Annotated in this window: 20 protein-coding genes and 7 tRNA genes; 16 read left to right on the forward strand and 11 right to left on the reverse strand. The window is 42.2% G+C overall.

Annotated elements, in window-relative coordinates; translation table 11 throughout:
- The first annotated feature begins 40 nt into the window (after nt 1-40).
- Complete coding sequence (locus MTTB_RS00790) at nt 41-511, forward strand: ArsR/SmtB family transcription factor (RefSeq protein WP_248564647.1); 471 nt, start codon at nt 41-43, stop codon at nt 509-511.
- Here the strand turns inward: MTTB_RS00790 and hypF are convergent.
- Nucleotides 506-2,803, reverse strand: coding sequence for a carbamoyltransferase HypF (hypF, locus tag MTTB_RS00795; protein WP_248564648.1), 2,298 nt, complete (start codon nt 2,801-2,803; stop codon nt 506-508). The genes MTTB_RS00790 and hypF overlap by 6 nt on opposite strands.
- 80 nt (nt 2,804-2,883) lie before the next feature.
- On the opposite strand from hypF, the gene larB reads away from it, so the two are divergent.
- Nucleotides 2,884-3,642 carry a nickel pincer cofactor biosynthesis protein LarB gene (gene larB / locus MTTB_RS00800; RefSeq protein ID WP_248564649.1) on the forward strand — a complete coding sequence of 253 codons (759 nt, stop codon included), beginning with the start codon at nt 2,884-2,886 and terminating at the stop codon, nt 3,640-3,642.
- A gap of 1 nt (nt 3,643) precedes the next feature.
- Here the strand turns inward: larB and hisE are convergent, their stop codons facing one another.
- From hisE to MTTB_RS00825, 5 genes are read right to left on the reverse strand one after another with little or no spacing between them, the layout of a single operon-like run.
- A complete protein-coding gene (gene hisE / locus MTTB_RS00805) occupies nt 3,644-3,937 on the reverse strand; it encodes a phosphoribosyl-ATP diphosphatase (RefSeq protein WP_248564650.1) in 294 nt (97 codons plus the stop codon).
- Complete coding sequence (locus MTTB_RS00810; RefSeq protein ID WP_248564651.1) at nt 3,927-4,736, reverse strand: CBS domain-containing ParB/RepB/Spo0J family partition protein; 810 nt, start codon at nt 4,734-4,736, stop codon at nt 3,927-3,929. Before MTTB_RS00810 ends, hisE begins: the two co-directional genes overlap by 11 nt.
- A gap of 1 nt (nt 4,737) precedes the next feature.
- A complete protein-coding gene (locus MTTB_RS00815) occupies nt 4,738-4,977 on the reverse strand; it encodes a DUF504 domain-containing protein (RefSeq protein WP_248564652.1) in 240 nt (79 codons plus the stop codon).
- 13 nt (nt 4,978-4,990) lie between these two features.
- Complete coding sequence (gene gatB, locus MTTB_RS00820; protein WP_248564653.1) at nt 4,991-6,340, reverse strand: Asp-tRNA(Asn)/Glu-tRNA(Gln) amidotransferase subunit GatB; 1,350 nt, start codon at nt 6,338-6,340, stop codon at nt 4,991-4,993.
- Between the two features lie 47 nt (nt 6,341-6,387).
- Complete coding sequence (locus MTTB_RS00825) at nt 6,388-7,392, reverse strand: radical SAM protein (RefSeq protein ID WP_248564654.1); 1,005 nt, start codon at nt 7,390-7,392, stop codon at nt 6,388-6,390.
- Between the two features lie 81 nt (nt 7,393-7,473).
- On the opposite strand from MTTB_RS00825, the gene MTTB_RS00830 reads away from it, so the two are divergent.
- The 10 genes from MTTB_RS00830 (at nt 7,474) to MTTB_RS00875 (ending at nt 9,917) form a co-directional block, all read left to right on the forward strand.
- Nucleotides 7,474-7,842, forward strand: coding sequence for a zinc ribbon domain-containing protein (locus MTTB_RS00830; protein ID WP_248564655.1), 369 nt, complete (start codon nt 7,474-7,476; stop codon nt 7,840-7,842).
- Nucleotides 7,843-7,984: 142 nt separating this feature from the next.
- A tRNA-Asn gene (locus tag MTTB_RS00835) sits at nt 7,985-8,057 on the forward strand.
- Between the two features lie 4 nt (nt 8,058-8,061).
- Nucleotides 8,062-8,135, forward strand: a tRNA-Ile gene (locus MTTB_RS00840).
- 13 nt (nt 8,136-8,148) lie between these two features.
- A tRNA-Glu gene (locus MTTB_RS00845) sits at nt 8,149-8,223 on the forward strand.
- Between the two features lie 37 nt (nt 8,224-8,260).
- Nucleotides 8,261-8,344: transfer RNA gene (locus MTTB_RS00850), tRNA-Leu, on the forward strand.
- Between the two features lie 29 nt (nt 8,345-8,373).
- Nucleotides 8,374-8,449: transfer RNA gene (locus MTTB_RS00855), tRNA-His, on the forward strand.
- 33 nt (nt 8,450-8,482) lie between these two features.
- Nucleotides 8,483-8,893, forward strand: a complete 411-nt coding sequence (hjc, locus tag MTTB_RS00860; RefSeq protein WP_248564656.1) for a Holliday junction resolvase Hjc — start codon at nt 8,483-8,485, stop codon at nt 8,891-8,893.
- A 127-nt stretch (nt 8,894-9,020) separates the two neighbouring features.
- A tRNA-Cys gene (locus MTTB_RS00865) sits at nt 9,021-9,094 on the forward strand.
- Between the two features lie 28 nt (nt 9,095-9,122).
- Nucleotides 9,123-9,264 (forward strand) — tRNA-Trp (locus MTTB_RS00870).
- A 38-nt stretch (nt 9,265-9,302) separates the two neighbouring features.
- Complete coding sequence (locus tag MTTB_RS00875; RefSeq protein WP_248565231.1) at nt 9,303-9,917, forward strand: MBL fold metallo-hydrolase; 615 nt, start codon at nt 9,303-9,305, stop codon at nt 9,915-9,917.
- On the opposite strand, the gene MTTB_RS00880 is transcribed toward MTTB_RS00875, so the two are convergent.
- From MTTB_RS00880 to MTTB_RS00890, 3 genes are all read right to left on the reverse strand, one after another.
- The gene (locus MTTB_RS00880) at nt 9,914-10,564 is read right to left on the reverse strand and encodes a potassium channel family protein (protein ID WP_248564657.1); all 651 of its coding nucleotides are present in this window, start codon (nt 10,562-10,564) and stop codon (nt 9,914-9,916) included. The two genes, MTTB_RS00875 and MTTB_RS00880, sit on opposite strands and share 4 nt — an antisense overlap.
- A gap of 64 nt (nt 10,565-10,628) precedes the next feature.
- The gene (locus tag MTTB_RS00885) at nt 10,629-12,068 is read right to left on the reverse strand and encodes a TrkH family potassium uptake protein (protein WP_248564658.1); all 1,440 of its coding nucleotides are present in this window, start codon (nt 12,066-12,068) and stop codon (nt 10,629-10,631) included.
- A 94-nt stretch (nt 12,069-12,162) separates the two neighbouring features.
- Nucleotides 12,163-12,381, reverse strand: coding sequence for a TRAM domain-containing RNA chaperone (locus MTTB_RS00890; protein ID WP_248564659.1), 219 nt, complete (start codon nt 12,379-12,381; stop codon nt 12,163-12,165).
- A 158-nt stretch (nt 12,382-12,539) separates the two neighbouring features.
- Here MTTB_RS00890 and MTTB_RS00895 point away from each other — a divergent pair, with 158 nt between their 5' ends.
- The 3 genes from MTTB_RS00895 to fhcD are packed head-to-tail and all read left to right on the forward strand — an operon-like array spanning nt 12,540 to nt 14,988.
- Nucleotides 12,540-13,022, forward strand: a complete 483-nt coding sequence (locus tag MTTB_RS00895; RefSeq protein ID WP_248564660.1) for a metallophosphoesterase — start codon at nt 12,540-12,542, stop codon at nt 13,020-13,022.
- Nucleotides 13,023-13,026: 4 nt separating this feature from the next.
- Nucleotides 13,027-14,043: a UPF0104 family protein gene (locus MTTB_RS00900; protein ID WP_248564661.1), complete on the forward strand. Its 1,017-nt coding sequence runs from the start codon at nt 13,027-13,029 to the stop codon at nt 14,041-14,043.
- Nucleotides 14,044-14,094: 51 nt separating this feature from the next.
- On the forward strand, nt 14,095-14,988 hold the full coding sequence (gene fhcD / locus MTTB_RS00905) for a formylmethanofuran--tetrahydromethanopterin N-formyltransferase (protein WP_248564662.1): 894 nt from the start codon (nt 14,095-14,097) through the stop codon (nt 14,986-14,988).
- Here the strand turns inward: fhcD and MTTB_RS00910 are convergent.
- Entirely contained in the window at nt 14,985-16,934 is a 1,950-nt protein-coding gene (locus MTTB_RS00910) for a 3H domain-containing protein (protein ID WP_248564663.1), read from the reverse strand. The genes fhcD and MTTB_RS00910 overlap by 4 nt on opposite strands.
- Before the next feature lie 86 nt (nt 16,935-17,020).
- On the opposite strand from MTTB_RS00910, the gene MTTB_RS00915 reads away from it, so the two are divergent.
- Nucleotides 17,021-18,535 carry an NAD(P)H-hydrate dehydratase gene (locus MTTB_RS00915; RefSeq protein ID WP_248564664.1) on the forward strand — a complete coding sequence of 505 codons (1,515 nt, stop codon included), beginning with the start codon at nt 17,021-17,023 and terminating at the stop codon, nt 18,533-18,535.
- Here the strand turns inward: MTTB_RS00915 and MTTB_RS00920 are convergent.
- A complete protein-coding gene (locus MTTB_RS00920) occupies nt 18,504-19,682 on the reverse strand; it encodes an argininosuccinate synthase (RefSeq protein ID WP_248564665.1) in 1,179 nt (392 codons plus the stop codon). The two genes, MTTB_RS00915 and MTTB_RS00920, sit on opposite strands and share 32 nt — an antisense overlap.
- Nucleotides 19,683-19,812 lie beyond the last annotated feature (130 nt).

Raw genomic sequence — 19,812 nt, forward strand, 5'->3', positions numbered from 1 at the left:
ACAAAACGTTATATAAATCTTTCGTCAAATGATTATAACAATGACAAGGAATATAGATAACATGGACATGGAAGCCCTACTAGACGTTATGGGATGCAGGACAAGGCGTGAAATCATAAACCTATTAAGAGAAGAGCCACGATTCGTAAGCCAAATATCAAAGGAGCTACAAATAGGCCAGAAGGCCATAATAGAACATTTAAGGGCCATGGAAGAAGTGGGCATACTAGACTCCTTCTTTAAGAAGATAGAACGTGGAAGACCACGTAAATATTATAATATTTCTAATGACATCCACCTTAGCGTCATAATAAACAAGAACACCTTCAAAGTAGATCTTATAGAAGAAGATGAGGCATTTTTCACCAGTGAATGTTCAAGGCTCATGAAAATCGAAACAAGGATAAAAAAAGGCGATGAAAAAGCAGCGGAAGAATTAAAGGAGCTGATAAGAGTCTATGAATCCCTCAAACGGAAAGCAGAGAAGATGCTAAAAGAAAATCCACTATAGTCTTCTACTGGCTATCACAGCCTGTCCAAGGGATACTGAACCATCACCTGCACACGAACTTTTATGCTGTATAAACCTATAACCCATCTCCTCAACATAATCCTTGATCGTGAGACTTATAGCCTCATTATAGAAAACACCCCCAGATCCACCGATTATATCGGTGCCAACATCTTCCGCAGCCCTAACAGCCATCTCAGCCAAACCCATTGAAAGAGATCTTTGAGCAGCAGCCGCTATATCCACTATCCTTTCACCCGCATTTTTAAGCTCCATCACCTTCAATAGGAGATCTGTTGTGTCAAGAACATACCTACCCTTGTACTTATCTATCCTATAAGGTATATCAAGGCTATTTGAAGACTTATAAGCGGCTGATTCAAGTTTCATCGCACACTCACCCTCATATGTCCTCCTAGAACATATATGGAGTGCAGTTGCAACAGAATCTAGGATCCTACCCGTGCTTGTGGTTATGCCAACATTAATATCCCTTTCCAATTGCCTTCTCACCAATTCTATTTCTTTCTCGCCATGGGGGAAATATTCCCCGTACTCCTCCTTGAAAAGTTCTTCAAGGTAATCAAGAGCATAATAGCCTCCCAGGATCGAAAAGAGCATCCTAGCAGGGTATATGGTACATAGGTCCCCGCCTGGCATCTTCTGGGGGGCTAAGCTTCCAAGTCTCTTATATTGATCATCAAAGCAATAGAGTATTTCACCACCCCATGCTGTCCCATCATCACCATACCCTACACCATCAGCCGCAATACATACAAGTTCATCTACTCCATAATCTACCGCAAGGGCGGTTGCATGGGCATGATGATGCTGAACCTTAAACAATGGGGCGGAATATTCTCTGCTTAATTCTTCCGCAAGTCTAGTTGTGAAAAATCTAGGATGCAAGTCGCAGGCTACCGCATCTACTTCTTCTGTCCCAGTTATCCTCATAAGATACTTGAGGGCATCTTCAAGAAACCTTGTAGTTTCATATTTTGTAGTGTTACCAATATACTGGGAAAGATAACATTCCCCATGATTTAAAACAGCGAATGTAACATCTATCTCAGGACCCAATGCTACAATGTTAGAATCTGATGATAAACTTGAAAGATCATAAGGTTCTGGTGTGTACCCCCGGGATCGGCGTATGAACGCCATTTCATTTCCCCTGAAACGGACAACAGAATCATCACATCGATTAACTATTCTCCTGTTATGGATTAAGAAATAATCAGCCACCCCCTTGAGTTTTCTAAGTATTTCCTTGTTCTTGATTATCATGGGTTCTCCAGGCTTGTTAGCAGATGTCATCACATAGGCAGGCCTTCTAGCATATTTGAAGAGCATGTGGTGTATGCCTGAATAGGGTAACATTATACCAATATTATGTAGGCCCGGGGCGACTGATGGGGCGAGGTCATATCCATCACTTTTCTTTAAAATGACAATTGGCCGTCTTCTCGACATTAAAACTTTCTCCTCCTCGGCTGATACTATTGCGAAACTTTTTATTGTTTCAATATCGGGTGACATGCAAGCGAAGGGCTGATATGGTCTCCCCAGCCTATCTCTCAACCTTTTAACTGTTTCCTCGTTTGTAGCGTCACATGCAAGGTGCGTGCCACCTATACCCTTTATGGCGACTATATAACCTTCATCTAATATTTTACTAGCCTCTTTTAGCGGGTCATCGACATGGATGGGTTCATCATCGTATAGCGAAAGCTTTGGCCCGCAGATTGGGCAGCATGTCGCCTCTGCATGATATCTTCGATCTGCCGGGTTTTCATATTCTTTTTGACATTCTTCACAGAGTGGGAAGTCCCTCATACTCGTCCTTTCTCGATCATAGGGTATCTTTTCTATCACAGTAAATCTGGGCCCGCAATCAGTGCATGCCGTGAATGGATAAAGGTATCTTCGATCCTTTGGATTGTTCATGTCAGATAAGCATGCTTCACAGGTTGCAACATCAGCAGGTATTACGGACGTTCCTTTAAATTTTGAAGAACTCCCCCTAATTTCGAAGCTGGTGAAACTAAAATGGTTTATTTCATCCCATCCAACTTCTATATTAGATATCTTCGATATTGGAGGCCTTTTAGATTTCAGATCACTAATGAACCTTCTTATGGTCTCTTTTTCCCCCTCGACGACTATTTCTACAATGTTACCAAGATTCCTAACATAACCTTTAAGTTCGAAGTCATTAGCTAACCTATAGACCGTTGGCCTGAAACCTACACCCTGCACTATCCCCTGGACGAAAATATGGGCCCTGTACATTTCACACCTCACCAGTTACCTTTTAAAGTGTATATTGTAAACTTTATTATATTATCATATTGTGGGGGGTGGTCCTCATTGTGAGACCCATACTTAAAGATCTCAAGGATGGTAAGATTTCAATCGAGGAGGCTGAAAAGCTTATAAAGAGTCAATTTTTAGATATTAGGGAAGTGGCCCGCTTCGATGTTGGGAGAAAATTAAGAACAGGATTCCCAGAGGCTATCTTAGCACTGGGTAAGAGTGATGATGATATTGTGCAGATCCTCTTGTCTTCCCCAACAGATCCCATGATCGTAACACGCCTAGACCCTGAAAGATTTGAGAATATACGGGAAAAGATAAGTCCCCTTGAAGAGAGGGGATTTTCAATCAAATACGAGGAGAGGGCTCATACTCTCGTCGTGAAGGGGAATGAGAAAATTTCCCTAGATTACAAGGTGGGGATAATAACTGCTGGTACTGCTGATATACCAGTTGCAGAAGAAGCTAGGATCATCCTAGAAGAGTATGGTTGTCAGGTTATCAAGGCCTATGATGTTGGCGTTGCCGGGATTCATAGGCTTGTGCAACCTTTATATGATATGCTTGAAGAGGATGTTAAGATTATAATTGTAGTAGCTGGGATGGAGGGCGCTCTGCCATCAGTTGTCGCTGGTTTAGTGGATGTGCCTGTTATCGGAGTTCCAACTTCAATAGGATATGGCGTGGGTGAAGGCGGACTTGCAGCCCTTCATTCAATGTTGCAATCTTGCTCCCCAGGGATTGGGGTTGTGAATATTGATAATGGTTTCGGAGCGGCGGTCTTAGCAATTAAAATTATAAGAGCATTTGACTGAACTATTGGGGTTTTCTCCTTTTTGAGAATTCATCGAGGATTTCATCAAATTTGATACCCTTATAGACCAGGAGCAAAAAAGTGTGGAATAGGAGGTCCACGGCCTCTTCTAGGACGTTTTCATCATTTTTTGAGGCTATTATGAGTTCTGCTGCTTCTTCCCCAATCTTTTCGAGTATTTTATCCTCCCCGGTTTTTTTATCGTCTTTCATTAGATTGGATGTGTATGAATCTATTGGCCTGTCCCTGCGTGTTTCAAGGACCTTGTAGACTTCTTCTAGTATATTATTTTTCATCTTTTTTCCTCGATTTTGCTTTTTTCATGCTTGTTGTGATTGCTATGAGGGGGTGTTGGGCGTCATCGATTATCTCAATATCATCTAGGGTGTATATTTTGTTGATATCTGCAGTTTTTTCCATTCCAAGTTTAAGGTCCTTTTTTATGTCTATCACATAGGAGTCTATTTCTTTATAGCCTAGTTTATATGATGCCACGGCTCTATGGTGACCGTCAACTAGTATGTAACGGTCCCCGGTTTTTACGACTATTGTGGGTTCTGCAAGTCCCTTTCTGATCTCGTATATTCTCCCTTCGAGTTCGTCAGCGTATATTTTACTCTGTGTGGGTCTGAGCTTTGATATTGGGATTTTCATCCGTTTAACTTCTGGTTTGACGTTGTAGAGTTGTTCTAGTGTCTTTTTGAAGTAGTTGACTTTCATTGGTGTTGATCTTTCGATATGTGAGCGTACTATGTCAGTGTTGGTGATGATGCCCACGAGTTTTCCATTCTTGTCAATAACTGGGAGGCGTGATATTCCCATTCTGAACATGACTCTAGCAGCATCATCTAATGACATGTCCTGGTCTGCCACTACAACATCCGTGGACATTATCTCCTTGACGGTTTTTACCCAGGGTTTTATTAGAAGGTCGAATGCGGTTATGATGCCGATAACGCTATCATTGTCTCTCACTGGGAATCCATCGTGTCCTGTTTCTTTCATTAACCTGATTATCTCAGCAGTTGAAGTGTCGGGAGTTACTGAGATAACTTCTCTTGTCATGTAATCTTTTACCAGTGCTTTCTTGGCCATGTTACCCCTTTCCACGTTTTTTCCATATTAGTTTGTCCCCGCATTCTATTTTCACTATCCTGTGATATGGGATGGCTGTTCCTTTTTTAAGGATCATAAACCCCTTTTCAAGCTTCTTTATATCAGTGCCTTTAATGGTTTTCAGGTTTTTATGGGCGCCTCTGTGAAGATAACTTATCTTACATTTTCTGATATCACCCTTTGGGTGCCATATCATCAAGTCAATGACTTTCCTGGCCATTGCTTTTAGGCTCCTAAATTCTTTCTTTTATGAGTTTGAGCGTCCTTGTGGGATCAGCTTTTCCCTTGGTTAATCGCATTACTTGTCCAACGAGGAAGTTGATCGCGGCTTCCTTCCCATCATAGTAGTCTTTAACGGCTTGTGGATTCTCTTTTATGGCCTTTTCAACGGCTTTTATAATATCTGATTCGTCTATTATCCCGATTAATCCGAGTTCTTCCGCTGTTTTGCGGGGGCTTTTTCTTGTGTGTGGCATTTTTTCTATTATCCTTTGACCCGCCTTTACCGTGATTTCCTTGTCTTTTATCATTTTTAGTAATTCTATGAGGTTCTGGGGGGTTATTTTACTTTCTTTGAAGCTCATCTTATTATAGTAGAGCACCCTTTTTACTTCATCCCTCATCCATAAGGCTGCGAATTCTGGGTCTATCTCCTTGGCCACTTCCTCGAATGCGTCTGCTAATTCTATTTCTGATGTGAGGACCCTGGCGTGTTCTTCTTTTAGGTTGTATTCTTTCATGAAACGTTTAACTTTTATATGTGGGGGTTCTGGGATTGTTTCTTTTATTTTTTCTACTAGTTTTCTTTGGAATTTCATGGGTGGAAGGTCGGGGTCTGGTATGTAACGGTAATCTTCTGCTTCCTCTTTGAGCCTCATTGGGACTGTGATCATCTGAGATTCTAGGAATGCTCGTGTTTCTTGTTTAACCTCCACACCCCTCTTGAGGAGGTTCTTTTGTCTTATCATCTCAAATTTCAGGGCCTTGTACGCGCCCTTGATGGAGTTTATGTTTTTTATTTCAACTCGTTTACCCCCTTCGAGGGATATGTTGACGTCGGCTCTCATTGTGCCTTCGCCCCTTGCACACTTACTATACTCTAAGACTCTTATCAGCTCCTTTAGGAAGTTTCTGGCTTCTTCTGGGGATTTTATGTCTGGTTCGGTTACTATTTCGATGAGTGGTATCCCCGAGCGGTTGAAGTCCACTACTCCCAGGTCTGGTTTGTATTGTCCTGGATCTTCCTCGAGGTGTACTTCTCTTATCCTGACATTGCTTAATTCGCCATTGTAGCCTATGGGGACTGAGGTGCGCTGGTATCCTGATGGGAGGTCTGGGTAGTCGTAGTGTTTACGTAGGAAGTATGTTGTCTCTGAGCTTATTTTACAGTCTAGCATGAGGGCGATTTTAAGCGCGCCTTCGATTGCCTTTTCATTTGGTGGATATGGTTTAGCCCCTGGCTGGTTTAGGCATACCGGGCAAATATTTTCGTTAGGTGATACTTCCTGGTAGTTTGTTGGACAATCACAGAATAGTTTGGATTCTGTTTCGAGTTGAACGTGAATTTCAAGGCCGCATTTCATCTTAATGGTTATTCCCTCCTTTTTATCAATGTAGGGATCATTGGGGGTTAGTATGGTTGATTATGATTTTTTAGGCACATATCAATATATCTTTTTATAAAAGGTTCTAGTTTTTCCTCTGATTCCCCTCTGAGGAGCTTTTGCGGGTCTGTGAATGTGCCTTTGAGTTTTCTCCCACTCCATTTCACTTCCTCTTCAACCCTTCTTCCGTATCTTGTCCCGAACATTTTAAATAATGGGAATTTGGTAAGTCCATTAGCTCCTGCGAGTATTAATGGTCCTATGTTGGCTAGATTGTCGATCCAGGTGCCTGTGATGATTTTAAGTTTGGGGAATTTTATTCTTGTGGCTGCGACTATCCCGGCATAATATAATGAGGGTGGTTGTGGTGTGTCCTCGAATATTGTGCCCTTGTGTGGGTTGAGTGAATAGAATATTATACGATCCAATTTGAGGTCATCTATGAGTTTGAAAAGATGTTCCAAGTCTCTGGTGGTCTCTCCAATGCCAAGTATTATTGTGATGGCCTTTTTGAATCCTAGTTCTTCTGCCACTTCTAGCATTTCCACTATCTGGTTGATGGGCTTGCTTGGGCATAACTTTTCTTGCAATTGGGGGTTGGCTGTTTCTACAGCCCCTGTTATGCCTTCGACTTCGTCCCCATATTCTTCCAGGTCCTTTGTTATGCCTATGTTGAGCCAAACTGGGGATCCTGTTATATCTTTTATTGATTTGGCAATGTATTTTATTTCATTGGTGGTGAATGATTTGTAGCCTCCTGAGAGGAATTCGATATTCCATCCTATGCGTTTACATATTTTTGCCTCGGCGAGTATCGCATTAACATTTCTCCTCGCTTTCCTGGGATCCTTTATAAGGGGTTTTTGCGTGCTCATATAACAGAACGCGCAATCCCCCTTTTCACACCACCAGGAGAGGAATATGGCCCTTTCAAGTGTTATGGTATCCCCATGCTCCCTTAAGGCGATCTTGTTGGCCTTTTCTAGCAAATCGAGTATTCTTTGATCTTCCAAGTATCTGATAACATCCATGTTAGATTTTCACCTCAAAAAAATATATTTTATTAAATTATAATAACTGTTATCTAGAGAATCTTATTGAGGATGATTCTTATGATTTATTGTCCATATTGTGGTGAAAAAAATAGAGATGATGCCAGGTTCTGTAAAAAATGTGGGAACAAGTTACCAGAAATCAAAAAGGAGCCTATCACTTATCATTTAACAAGAGAACCTATCAGGCCAGTGGAGGAAAGGGTTGAAGCCCACCCTGAATGGGATGTGGCTATGATAGCAGCATTTATACTATTAATATCATATGGGATTTTAAGGATAATAATACCCCCAATAGCCCCCTGGTTGGCGACAGCATTCTCAATACTATACCTATTATCAGCCACCAGGAAAAAAGTATCGATCCCCCTACTAATAATCATAACGTTACTCATAGCCGTTAATATAAACACATTCCTAGGTTTATAGGAAAACACCATCCCCAGTATCCCCAAAATTTTTACCAAAAATTTTATATATTATAATTATAAAACTAATCCTACGCTGGAATACCACTCTCATTAGGTGAGCATATTTTTTAGTGGCCCAATGGATTAAAAGATTCTAATTTGCCGCCGTAGCTCAGTAGGTAGAGCGTTCGGCTGTTAACCGAATGGTCACAGGTTCGAGTCCTGTCGGCGGCGTCAAGGGCCCATAGCTTAGCCAGGTAGAGCGCCCGGCTCATAACCGGGCGGTCATGGGTTCGAATCCCATTGGGCCCATCCAAAAATCCATGCTCCGGTAGTGTAGTCCGGCCAATCATTTCGGCCTTTCGAGCCGAAGACTCGGGTTCAAATCCCGGCCGGAGCATCAAACCCACTACTTATCCTTTTCCTATTTTAGGATTGCGGGGGTGCCCGAGCTGGCCAAAGGGGACAGGCTTAGGACCTGTTGGCGTAGGCCTACCAGGGTTCGAATCCCTGCCCCCGCACTGTCAAAAAAAGATGGTAGGTGACCAGAGCCGGGGTGGGGTAGTTGGTTATCCTTCGGGACTGTGGATCCCGCGACTCGGGTTCAAATCCCGGCCCCGGCCCCATTCTTATTATAGGCTTCTTTTCTGGGGTTTTAGATGGTGAGAAAAGGTTATAAAGAGGAAATAGACCTTGTTAGGATATTATGGGATAACAATTTCGCCGCTATAAGGGCACCAGCCTCTGGGGGGGCGACTAAAAAACCATTACCTGACGTAATAGCAGGTAATGGGGATAGATACTTGGCAATCGAGGTTAAAACAACATCAAAGGACAAAATTTATATCGATTCTAAGAAGATCGAAGGATTGCGCAAATTCTCGAGAATATTCGGCGCCGAACCATACATTGGAATCAAATTCAAATATAAAAAATGGTTTTTCCTACCATTAGATGACCTTAAAATGACACCACAAAAAAATTATAAGATAGACCTCAAACTCGCACTCAAAAAGGGATTAGACATCTATGAAGTAATTGGTAAAGAAAAACAACTCAAATTCAAATAATCCACCCTCTATCCGATGATTGAACCCCCCAAAAAATCTAAGGTGTGGGGGGCGAAAAATATTTATAAGATTAGTAATGATAGTATGAATTATTCCCAAGCTGAAAGCAGTCACTATGGGGATCCTAGCCAAGGTAGCCTAGTCTGGTGAGGCGGTGGACTGCAGATCCACTATACGTGAGTTCAAATCTCACCCTTGGCTTCCAAAAAAATATTTTCCTTACATTATTGGGGTCATGGTGTAACCAGGCTATCATCTAGGACTCCAGTTGTCTTTGAAGAAAGCGCGCTCCTGACACTTTAGATGATGAACAACTGGAGTGCTGAGGCAAGAGAAATCCTAGGATCTGGGTTCAAATCCCAGTGACCCCATCATCAATTCATCCTTTTTTATAGGGTTGATTACTTTGATCCAGAGAATAAATGATAATATTATTTTTGTCGAGGGTTCACTCTATGACTCCAACAGTTACATCCTAGATGACACCATAATCGACACCGGAACAGGGACCAATAACCAGCTATTAACAGCTCTAAAAAAGGTTGATATTAGCCCAGCTGATATAAGACTCATTATAAATACGCATTGCCATTTCGATCATACAGGAGGCGACAGACTATTCCCAAATGCGAGTATAGCTATACATAGAATAGATGCACCCCCACTCGAAGAAGGTGATAATATAGCCACAGCAGCCCACCTCTTCGGGGCCAGGATAAAACCGATAAAAGTGGACTTAAAACTTGAGGAAGGGGATACTATAGGAGATTTTGAGGTTATACATACACCAGGCCACACCATGGGTAGCATATGCCTCTATGATGGGGAGACCCTACTCTCAGGTGACACCATCTTTGCATATGGTGGTTTCGGGAGGGTTGACATAGGTGGAAACATCCAAGAAATGAAAAAATCCCTCAAAAAACTCGTAGGATTAGATGTTAAGTATCTCCTCCCAGGACACGGGCCCTGGGTGGAAGATGGGAACAAACACCTAGAATTAGCATATAACCTACTATTCTAGCCTGCGAAGAGGTCAGTAACCTTCCGGACTGCCTCCATCTTCACAAGGACTGATATTTTGGTATCCTCTTCTAATATCATGTCTGGTTGGGGTATTATTATCTCACCATTAGTATGAATTGCGATTATTATATACTCCTCTGTGGGTGAAATATCCCTTATCCTTTTACCTACTACTTCATCGTTTTTCACGGTCATGTCAAGAATCTCAGCATCCCCATGGCCGAGGACTATAAGATCAGCCACCTTGGGCCTTGTTATGAGCTTTTCAAGGTATCCTGCCGCAGTCCTCTCAGGGCTTATAACATATTGGATGCCCACCTTGTGGAATGCATCCTCATGATCCGGGTTACTAACCCTTGCGATGATCTTGGGAACATTATATTCCCTTGCGAGGATGCAACTTAGGAGGTTGGCCTCATCATTTCCTGTGGCCGCGACAAAAACATCAGCATCTTTTATGTTAGCTTCTTCGAGGGTTTTTGTATCTGTACCATTACCGCAGATTACTAGGGCGTCGAGTTCAACAGCAGCATCAGCACATAATGATTCATCACTTTCTATGAGCGTCACATCATGTCCATCTGATATTAGGAGACCCGCGAGGGTTAGTCCTACCCTTCCACCACCCATTATAACAACATACATATCCACACCTGGGAGAATCAAATACTTTTCATTTCAAACTTCTAAGTTTATTATTAATAAACTTTTATCTTTTAAAGGCTTCTATTATACCCCTAACTAGGACGAGTATGGGTATGATTTCTAGTCTTCCAATCCACATGTTAAATATTAGGGCTATCTTGGGGATTGCAGGGAGCGTGGCGGATGTTATACCCATACTGAGTCCCACGTTACCCTGTGCAGATGCAACTTCAAATAGAGAATCTAATGGTTCATACCCGTATAGTAGTAGGATTGCCCAGCTTATAAACATGAAGACAAAATAGAGGTTTATATATGAACTGGCTTCTTTTATCTCTTCATCGCCTATGCTTTTGCCTGATATTTCCCTGGGGATTACTGAACCTTCAGGTGCTAGTATCCTGATTATCTCCCAGTAGACTCCCTTTATTATGGTTATTATCCTCAGTAGTTTTATACCACCACCCGTGGAACCGGTGGCCATACCTATCATCATACATGCTATTAGGATTATTTTCACAAATGGTGGCCATGATATCATCCCCTTTGTGGGAGTGATGTTGAATCCTGTTGTGCTGAGGCTTGAGACCACATGGAAGATGCCCTCCATTGGGGCTAGCCTTCCAAGGTATATTATGAGGATTGAGAAGAATATTATAAAGGTGATGGCGAGTTGGAGTTGCACGTCTTTTAGGGCGTTTTTCATGTTCCCTTTTAGTAGTTGGTAGTGGACTATGAAGTTCGTACCTCCGATGGTCATGAGGAGCATTGATATGATGTATATTAGATTGTTATGATAGTATCCGATGTTATCATTTTTTATGGAGAATCCTCCTGTTGAGAGGGCGGAGAAGGTATGGTTTACAGCGTCAAATATGGGCATTCCGCTCATGTAATATAATGTTATGCCTATGATGGCGTAGGTTATATAGATCCACCAGATTGTTTTAACGGTGTTCACGATACTGGGTTTGATCCTCTCGTCCCGGGCTTCTGATTTGTAAAGTCTTGACGCAGCAGTGCCCGGCCTTATAAGCACTCCGATGACCACTACAATCACACCCAATCCGCCGATCCATTGTTCTAGGCTTCTTAGGAATAGTATTGATTTGGGGAGTGATTGGACGTCGGAGAATATGCTAAGTCCCGTCGTCGTCCACCCTGACATGTTCTCGAAGGTGGCGTTTACAAAATCAATGTTGAGATATAACATTAGAATTAGTGCACCTATAATGGTTGCCCAGGCCCAACCAAAGGATGCGATCATCATCCCATGCTTTAATTTTATTATATCCCCACTGGTGGGATACCCCTTAAGTATGGTTCTGATCAGAGTCCCCGTAGCTATTGATAATAACGAAGGAAAAACAAAACTCAGATAATGTCCTTCATTGTATATGATCGCGACTATTATTGGTAATAATACGATTAGGCCAGTGGCCTGCATTATTGTCCCGAGGAACTTTCCAACAATCAGAAAATCTCTTCTTCTAACATATCTCATATCATATGAGAGATACTCATGACTATATATAAATTTTATCAAAAAAAAAAAAAAAAAAAAAAATAAAATTTTATAAAAAAGGGGTAAGATTAAATTATTCTTCTACTAATTCTGCGAATGCAAACTTTCTCCTGGTTGCACTGATTTTTATTTTAACTTCTTCACCGACCTTCGCACCAGGGACGAATATAACGAAACCTTCGACGCGGGCGATTCCATCACCATCCCGGCCTAGATCCTCTATTTTAACCTTGTACTCTTCACCAACATTAACAGGTGCAGAGTAACTCTCTTTCCTATAATCTCCGAACACTTCATCACATCCTATAATATAGTGGAGTTATCTTGCAAAATCTCAAATCCTCAAAAGAATTAGGATAATAAAATTTTGCTCAAACCCTACTCTATAAAAGATTTCATTCCATAGTATATAAAGTTATGGTCACTAACATCTAGTATGGGTGATGGGATATGATCGGTATAATGGCTGATTCACATGATAACCTCCCAGTTATAAGAGAAGCCGTGGATCTCCTAAACCATGATAGGGTTGATATGGTGCTACATGCAGGGGACCTCATATCCCCATTCACGGCTAAGGAGTTCAATGAACTTAAAATGCCATTCGAGGCCATATTCGGGAACAATGACGGTGAAAAGGATGGTCTAAGAGCCGCATATTCTAATATCTGTGATTTAAAAGAGTTTAAGGTTTTAAAGGTTGATGGTGTGAGTATAGCGATGATCCACGGTCACCAAGAAGAACTGGTGGAGTGTCTTGCAAGCTGCGGAAAATATGATGTGGTGATTAGGGGTCACAGCCACCAAAATAACGTAGAGGAAAAAGGATCACTACTAATAGACCCTGGGGAATTATGTGGTTATGTATCCGGGAAAAAAACATTCATAATCCTGGACTTGGATGATCTAAGCCATGAACTAGTCGAGTTATGATAAGATGAAACATAAGGGTCTGCTATTACTCCTAGCAGGGGTTGCCATCATAGGCCTCATGATATACCTGATAGGACCCGCAGATATTGCCAAGGACCTTAAAAGGGCAAACCCATATTACCTACTACTAGCAGTGATAATACAATTTATAACATTCGCCCTTTTCACCTTAAGATGGTCCATAACCACAAGGGCAGTTGGTATTAATGTGGGGAAGAAGCATCTTCTTCCAATGTTACTTGTGGGCATGGCAATAAACAATTTAACGCCTAGTGCGAGGGGTGGTGGAGAACCTGTAAGAGCCTATATCCTAGGAAAGTATTCCCGCACTTCTATAGAATCCGCACTCGCCACAGTAATAGCAGACAGGGGACTTGACACGTTCCCATTCATAGTTTTGGCGATCATTACAATAGTATCGATGATATTATATTTTAATCTCTCCCCCATCTGGATAATATCACTTATAGTGGCCGTTATCCTCATAATAGTAGTATTTTTCTTGGCATTGTATGTCTCTGTTGATGATGGGGCTGGTGAAAGGTTTGCAAATTGGACAATCAACACTTTAAAGTTTTTCTATAAAAAAGGTTATGAAAAATGGAGTTTGAAGATAAAAAATGCCATCATAGAATTCCAAGATTCCATGCGTGTCATGTTAAAGAAAAAGCAAGTTTTCATCTATGGTATACCATTATCGTTTCTACTCTGGCTCCTGGAAATCCTACGGGTTTATCTTATATTCTGTGCATTCGGGGCTAATGTTACAATCATAGTAATAGCAGAGGTGTTCATCGTTGCAACTTTAATTGGGATGATACCACTGCTCCCAGGCGGCTTAGGGGCCATCGAGGGCATGATGATAATATTATATTCTGCGGCTGGCATTTCACCATCCATAAGCGCGGCTGTAACTGTAGTCGAGCGTTTAATCTCATTTTGGATGACATCAATACTTGGAGTCGCATGCTTACCCTACTTCGGGGCGCCAGTGGTGAAAAAGTTATCAGAAAAATTATAAGGGGAAAATACTATTATCTCTGTATATAATCATAGAAGTGGGTGATATATTATGGAGATAAATGGAGTTGAGATAGAGGACACATTCGCAGAAGCCTTCGACATTAAGGTTTCAAGGGTTCTTGTCACAGCAGCGACCAAGAAACTTGCGAAGATAGCTGCTACAGAGGCAACAGGCTACGGGACATCTGTTATAGGATGTTCAGCAGAGGCGGGTATAGACTCATATGTACCACCCGAAGAGACACCCGATGGAAGACCAGGATACACCATAATGATATGCAACCCCACAAGGAAGGGCCTAGACCATGAACTGCTCGAGAGGATAGGGATGGGTATACTCACCGCACCAACCACCGCGGTATACGATGCACTGGAGGACCCTGATGAAAAATTGAATGTCGGATTCAAATTAAAATTCTTTGGAGACGGCTATGAGAAGGATCTTGAAATAGCCGGTAGGAAGGTCCATTCAATCCCTATAATGTCCGGCGACTTCTTAATCGAAAGCGAACTCGGGATAAAAGATGGTGTTGCCGGTGGAAACTTCTTCATATTAGGCGACAGCCAAGGATCCGCGCTTTTAGCAGCCCAGGCCGCGGTTGATGCGATAGAAGCGGTTGATGGTGTTATAACACCATTCCCTGGTGGAGTAGTTGCCTCAGGATCCAAGGTCGGGGCTAACAAGTACAAGTTCCTTGACGCGTCCACCAACGAGAAAATGTGCGTCACACTAAAGGATGAAGTTGAGGGCAGCCAGATACCAGCCGATGTAAACGGAGTCTATGAGATAGTCATCGACGGCGTTAACGAAGAGGCCGTAAAGGAGGCTACCAGGAGGGGTATAGAGGCAGCATGTAAAGTACCAGGTGTCAAGAAGATCAGCGCAGGAAACTATGGTGGAAAACTCGGAGCTTACCAGATAAAACTCCATGAACTATTCTAGTCTATACAAAATTTTTCAACCATTTCTTTTTCTATAATATCCCATACCTCATCCTCTGAAAGATTCACACCTAAAAGCAAACCCTCCCTTTCTAGTTCTGTTTCTATTTTCTTGATGATCTTCACGTCAGGGGCTGCCACGGTATGTGAGTGTATGTTACGGGATATTTTATAGAGTGCTGTGAGGGATCTTCTAGCATCTGGATTTTCAAGCTCCTTTTCACAATCTTTAAGATCCTCAAAACTTCTAATGTTCAATTTCCTTGTTACAATTTGCCTTACACCAGGCAGATAATGAGATGAGTCAAGTAGCCTACCACCATTTTCCACTATTATCCTCTTATCATCAATGACTCCAACGTCATGTTTTACGAGGATCTGAACAACCCTACCAGATCTTTGGATCAGATCCTTTATCTCCTTCTGGCTAAGATTGACACCCAAAAGGAATCCGCACCTTTTAAGCTCATCTTCAACCCTCTCAAGGCTTTTTGTGTCAGGCCCTGAGACACGGTGGCTGTGCACACCCCCACCAGAAAGCGTGTATAGCCTGTCAAGGGCCTCATACCTTGAAGGATTCTTATTCAAAGCCTCGACAAACCTTTTCATGTCTTCTATGTTATCTACGTGTATTTCCCGTTTTAATGGTTCCCTGAAGCCTGGTAGATAATATTCTATGTCCTCGAGTGTGCAACCATTCCTTATTATGATCTCTGCTTCTTTTTCTATATCTTCAACGCCATGATTTTCTACTATTGTCATCTCCGGTTTTATTATAACCTCCACAAGGCGGCCATGTTTACGGGCTACTTTTTTTATTTCCTCCTCTGAAAGGTTCACTCCTAGGAGCAATCCTTCCTCTTCCAATTCCTTAACCACCCTATCTAGGGTTTTTTTATCTGGTCCTGAGATCCAATGGGAGTGTATGCCACTTACTGACTCATAGATCCTTTCAAGGGAGCTTCTGCGATGAGCATCCTCCTCGAGACTCTTTAAGAACTTTTCTAGTTGCTTTCTTTCCGAAACCTCAACTTTCCGTATGAGGGGCCTTTTAAATTCTGGGAGATGATATTCTATGTCCTCGATTGTGCAACCATTCCTTATTATGATCTCTGTTTCCCTTTCTATGTCCTTGACTTCATGTTTTACTGTTATCTTCACCATTGTAGGTTCCATAGCCGCGAAGTAAATGTCTTCCCCCCCACTTATCTCTGGTGAGATGACACGATTAGCCCCAGCCCTGTATAATCTTTTTATGTTCTCCCTTTTACTCGCCCTTGTAACTATCCATACATCAGGGTTGAGTTCCCGGGAAGTGAGCGTGATAAAGAGATTATCCACATCATCACCAGTTGTTATGATGATACCCCTCGCCCTCTTAATCCCAGCGTCCTTTAATAATTCCTCATCTGTAGCATCCCCAGGAATTGCGAGAATGTTAGGATCCTCCCATAATTCCTTTTCAACAAGCGTCCTATCCTTTTCGATTATGATAACCTTATGCTTCCTTTTTCTCAATTCTTTAAATGTGGCTGATCCAACCCTTCCAAAACCACATAATATAAAATGGTTTTCCATAGCCTTCATCATCCTGCGGATCTTCGCACCTGAAACTGTTTCTTCTAATGTCATGGCAACCACCGTCACACCAATAGTAAAAACATATGCTATAAGGCCCACACCACCTATTGCAAGGGTCACGCTGAAAATCTTCTGGGAGATGGTATGGGGTACAATGTCTCCATAGCCTACAGTTGCGAGGGTGACTATGGTAAAATAGATGGCATCATAAAAGTTGAGACCCATGATCAAAATAGAACCGATAACACCATATATGAGTAATATGATGAGTGCTAACATTGCATAATAAAATATGGATGGTGGCATGGTCTGTATGTATTCGACAGCAGATTCCCATCGTGAAATCCTAGGTTTTTGTGGGGGCATGGGACAAAACCTCAAATGAAAAACTTAATCTTCCTTGAAACTAATATCACCATTAATGAATATATCCCTTTTGGGTGTTGATAAATATGAAACCCATTGACATGATGGTCACGGATTTAAATGCAGAATATCTTGGGATTCCCAGACTTTCACTAATGGAGAATGCTGGGAAGGCAGTTGCCCAGGAGATAAACAAGCTAATAGACAGTGGGAGCGTAACAATCTTCGCAGGTACTGGGGGTAATGGGGGTGACGGTTTCGTGGCTGCACGACACCTCCTAAACATGGGCTTCAAAGTAGAGGTTATATTATTAGCCCACCCCTCAAGGGTAAGATCAGAAGAGGCTAAAAAAAACTGGGAAGTCCTAGAGAAGATGAAATTCTCCCCAGCCCCATTAGAACTCAGGATAATCAGGGACTCATCCCAACTCAAACCACCAAATACGAGTGTGATAGTTGACGCCATCCTAGGTACAGGCATAAAGGGGAGGCTAAGAGAACCTATAAGATCAGCCATAAAACTCATAAACAAATCCAAGGCACTTAAAGTAGCGGTAGACATACCAAGTGGCGTTGAACCCGAAACAGGTGAAGTAGCGGATGTTGCAGTTGAAGCAGATTATACAGTGACATTCCATAGGATGAAAGATGGCCTAAAGATGGCGGATCCCACACTTACAGGGGAGATAATAGTATCTGATATAGGGATACCACCCATGTGCGAAATATTCACAGGACCAGGAGACCTTCTAAGATTACCCAAGAGGAAAAGCTCAACCCATAAAGGAGAAAATGGTAGAATACTAATAATAGGTGGGAGTGCTCAATATTCAGGGGCCCCTGCACTTGCAGGTTTAGCCGCCCTCAAATCTGGTGCAGATCTTGTGACAATAGCATGCCCCGAATCTGCCATGATACCCATCAAATCATATTCACTAGACCTCATCGTCAAGGGATTCCCAGGAGATCACATCAACACCAAAATGCTAAAAGGGATGCTTAAAATGGTAGAAAGGGTTGATTGCATCCTAATAGGCTGTGGTGGGGGTCTAGAACCCGAGACAGGGGACGCGTTCGACCTACTGGTCCAAGAAATCATGAAAATGGGAAAACCCATTGTCATAGACGCTGACGGATTAAAACTAATAAAAAAGGACACCATCAAAGATTACCATAATATTATCTTAACACCACATGAGGGAGAATTCAAAAAATTCTTCTCACTAAAGTCTCCAATCATCATCAAAGACTTTAAAGAGAAGGTTACAGCCTATCATTCAATAGCGAACAATATAAAGGGTCTTGTATTATTAAAGGGACCAGTTGACATGATATTCCAAGGCGAAAAAGTGCGATTAAACACCACAGGAACCCCTGGGATGACAGTAGGAGGAACCGGCGATTGTCTTGCGGGTATCACAGCATCATTATGGGCCCAAGGATTATCAACAATGGATGCAGCTGCACTGGCGGCCTTCATAAATGGTAGGGCAGGGGAACTGGCCGAAGAAGAGTATGGTTATGGTTTCACAGCCTCTGAGATGATCGACTTCATCCCAAGGGCCATGTCTATTCCCTCAACAACTTCTGGTATAACCTAGCCTGTAACCCATAATTTTTAACCATACCCTTCATTTCCCGCTGATCAAAACTTTTATCTTCGAATGAGACAATCTTTTCACTATACAAGCTGTAAGGTGATTCCCTCCCAACGATCCTCATATTACCCTTATGTAATTTCACATTAACTGTGCCGGTAACGCGACGTTGCATATGGTCAATAGCCTTGTCAAGATCCTCCCTCAAGGGTTCATGCCACAAACCATTATATATAAGCTCTGAATAAATGCCACTTATCATATCAGCGAATCTAAGCTCATTCCTAGTTAATGTTAACTGTTCGAGGGCCTTGTGAGCCTCTATTAAGAGTAGGGCGGCTGGTGTCTCATAAACTTCACGGCTTTTCATCCCAATAATACGATCCTCTATTATATCCACCCTGCCGATCCCATATCTTCCTGCGATAATATTAGCTTCTCTTATAAGTTCGACAGGTTCTATTTCCTCCCCGTTAATCTCGTGGGGGACTCCTTCCTTAAATCCTATCTGGATCGTCTTGGGATCCTCTGGGGTTTCATCTGGCGGTCTTGTCCAACTGAAGGCATCCTCTGGGGGTTCTACCATAGGATCTTCTAGGATGTCGCCTTCGATGGCTCTCCCCCATAGATTTTCATCTATACTATACTGTTTCTTTGGTGGTAATGGTATTCCACAAGATTTTGCATACTCTATTTCCTCAGACCTTGTAAGGTTAAGATCCCTTATGGGTGCTATAACATCACAGTTGCTCATCGACCTTATAATGGCTTCGAATCTGAACTGGTCATTCCCCTTACCAGTGCAACCATGGGCTATCGCGGATGCTCCCTCCTCCTTGGCAACCTCAACTATCTTAGCGGCTATGAGTGGCCTTGCAAGGGCCGTGCTTAATGGGTAGCCTTCATATGATGCGTTGGCCTTTATGGCCTTGAGGATGTAATCCTTTGCAAATTCTTCCCTGGCATCTATCGTGTAATGTTTATAGTTGCCAAGTTTTTTCGCGACCTGGGCCGGTCTTCTGATTTCTTCACGTGGTTGTCCAACATCCACGCATGCTGTGATAACTTCCATGTTATATTTTTCTTCGAGTAACTTGATACATACTGATGTGTCGAGGCCTCCACTAAATGCAAGGACAACTTTATCCATTAGATCACCTAGAATAATATTCTTGAAGGTTGAGTCTGTCATCCATGCTATTATATTTATGGGCTAACAATTTAATTTGTGGGGGATGTGAATGGTGTTAGATCCCCTAGATATTAAGATTATCTATAGG

Source organism: Methanothermobacter tenebrarum, assembly GCF_023167465.1.
GTDB lineage: Archaea > Methanobacteriota > Methanobacteria > Methanobacteriales > DSM-23052 > Methanothermobacter_A > Methanothermobacter_A tenebrarum.

Excerpts from the sequence above, each read along its gene's own strand:
- MTTB_RS00790 (WP_248564647.1), top strand. The coding sequence starts at position 41 with ATGACAAGGAATATAGATAACATGGACATGGAAGCCCTACTAGACGTT.
- hypF (WP_248564648.1), bottom strand. The coding sequence starts at position 2,803 with ATGTACAGGGCCCATATTTTCGTCCAGGGGATAGTGCAGGGTGTAGGT.
- hisE (WP_248564650.1), bottom strand. The coding sequence starts at position 3,937 with ATGAAAAATAATATACTAGAAGAAGTCTACAAGGTCCTTGAAACACGC.
- MTTB_RS00810 (WP_248564651.1), bottom strand. The coding sequence starts at position 4,736 with ATGGCCAAGAAAGCACTGGTAAAAGATTACATGACAAGAGAAGTTATC.
- MTTB_RS00815 (WP_248564652.1), bottom strand. The coding sequence starts at position 4,977 with ATGGCCAGGAAAGTCATTGACTTGATGATATGGCACCCAAAGGGTGAT.
- gatB (WP_248564653.1), bottom strand. The coding sequence starts at position 6,340 with ATGAAATGCGGCCTTGAAATTCACGTTCAACTCGAAACAGAATCCAAA.
- MTTB_RS00825 (WP_248564654.1), bottom strand. The coding sequence starts at position 7,392 with ATGGATGTTATCAGATACTTGGAAGATCAAAGAATACTCGATTTGCTA.
- MTTB_RS00830 (WP_248564655.1), top strand. The coding sequence starts at position 7,474 with ATGATTTATTGTCCATATTGTGGTGAAAAAAATAGAGATGATGCCAGG.
- hjc (WP_248564656.1), top strand. The coding sequence starts at position 8,483 with ATGGTGAGAAAAGGTTATAAAGAGGAAATAGACCTTGTTAGGATATTA.
- MTTB_RS00880 (WP_248564657.1), bottom strand. The coding sequence starts at position 10,564 with ATGTATGTTGTTATAATGGGTGGTGGAAGGGTAGGACTAACCCTCGCG.
- MTTB_RS00885 (WP_248564658.1), bottom strand. The coding sequence starts at position 12,068 with ATGAGATATGTTAGAAGAAGAGATTTTCTGATTGTTGGAAAGTTCCTC.
- MTTB_RS00895 (WP_248564660.1), top strand. The coding sequence starts at position 12,540 with ATGATCGGTATAATGGCTGATTCACATGATAACCTCCCAGTTATAAGA.
- MTTB_RS00900 (WP_248564661.1), top strand. The coding sequence starts at position 13,027 with ATGAAACATAAGGGTCTGCTATTACTCCTAGCAGGGGTTGCCATCATA.
- fhcD (WP_248564662.1), top strand. The coding sequence starts at position 14,095 with ATGGAGATAAATGGAGTTGAGATAGAGGACACATTCGCAGAAGCCTTC.
- MTTB_RS00910 (WP_248564663.1), bottom strand. The coding sequence starts at position 16,934 with ATGCCCCCACAAAAACCTAGGATTTCACGATGGGAATCTGCTGTCGAA.
- MTTB_RS00915 (WP_248564664.1), top strand. The coding sequence starts at position 17,021 with ATGAAACCCATTGACATGATGGTCACGGATTTAAATGCAGAATATCTT.
- MTTB_RS00920 (WP_248564665.1), bottom strand. The coding sequence starts at position 19,682 with ATGGATAAAGTTGTCCTTGCATTTAGTGGAGGCCTCGACACATCAGTA.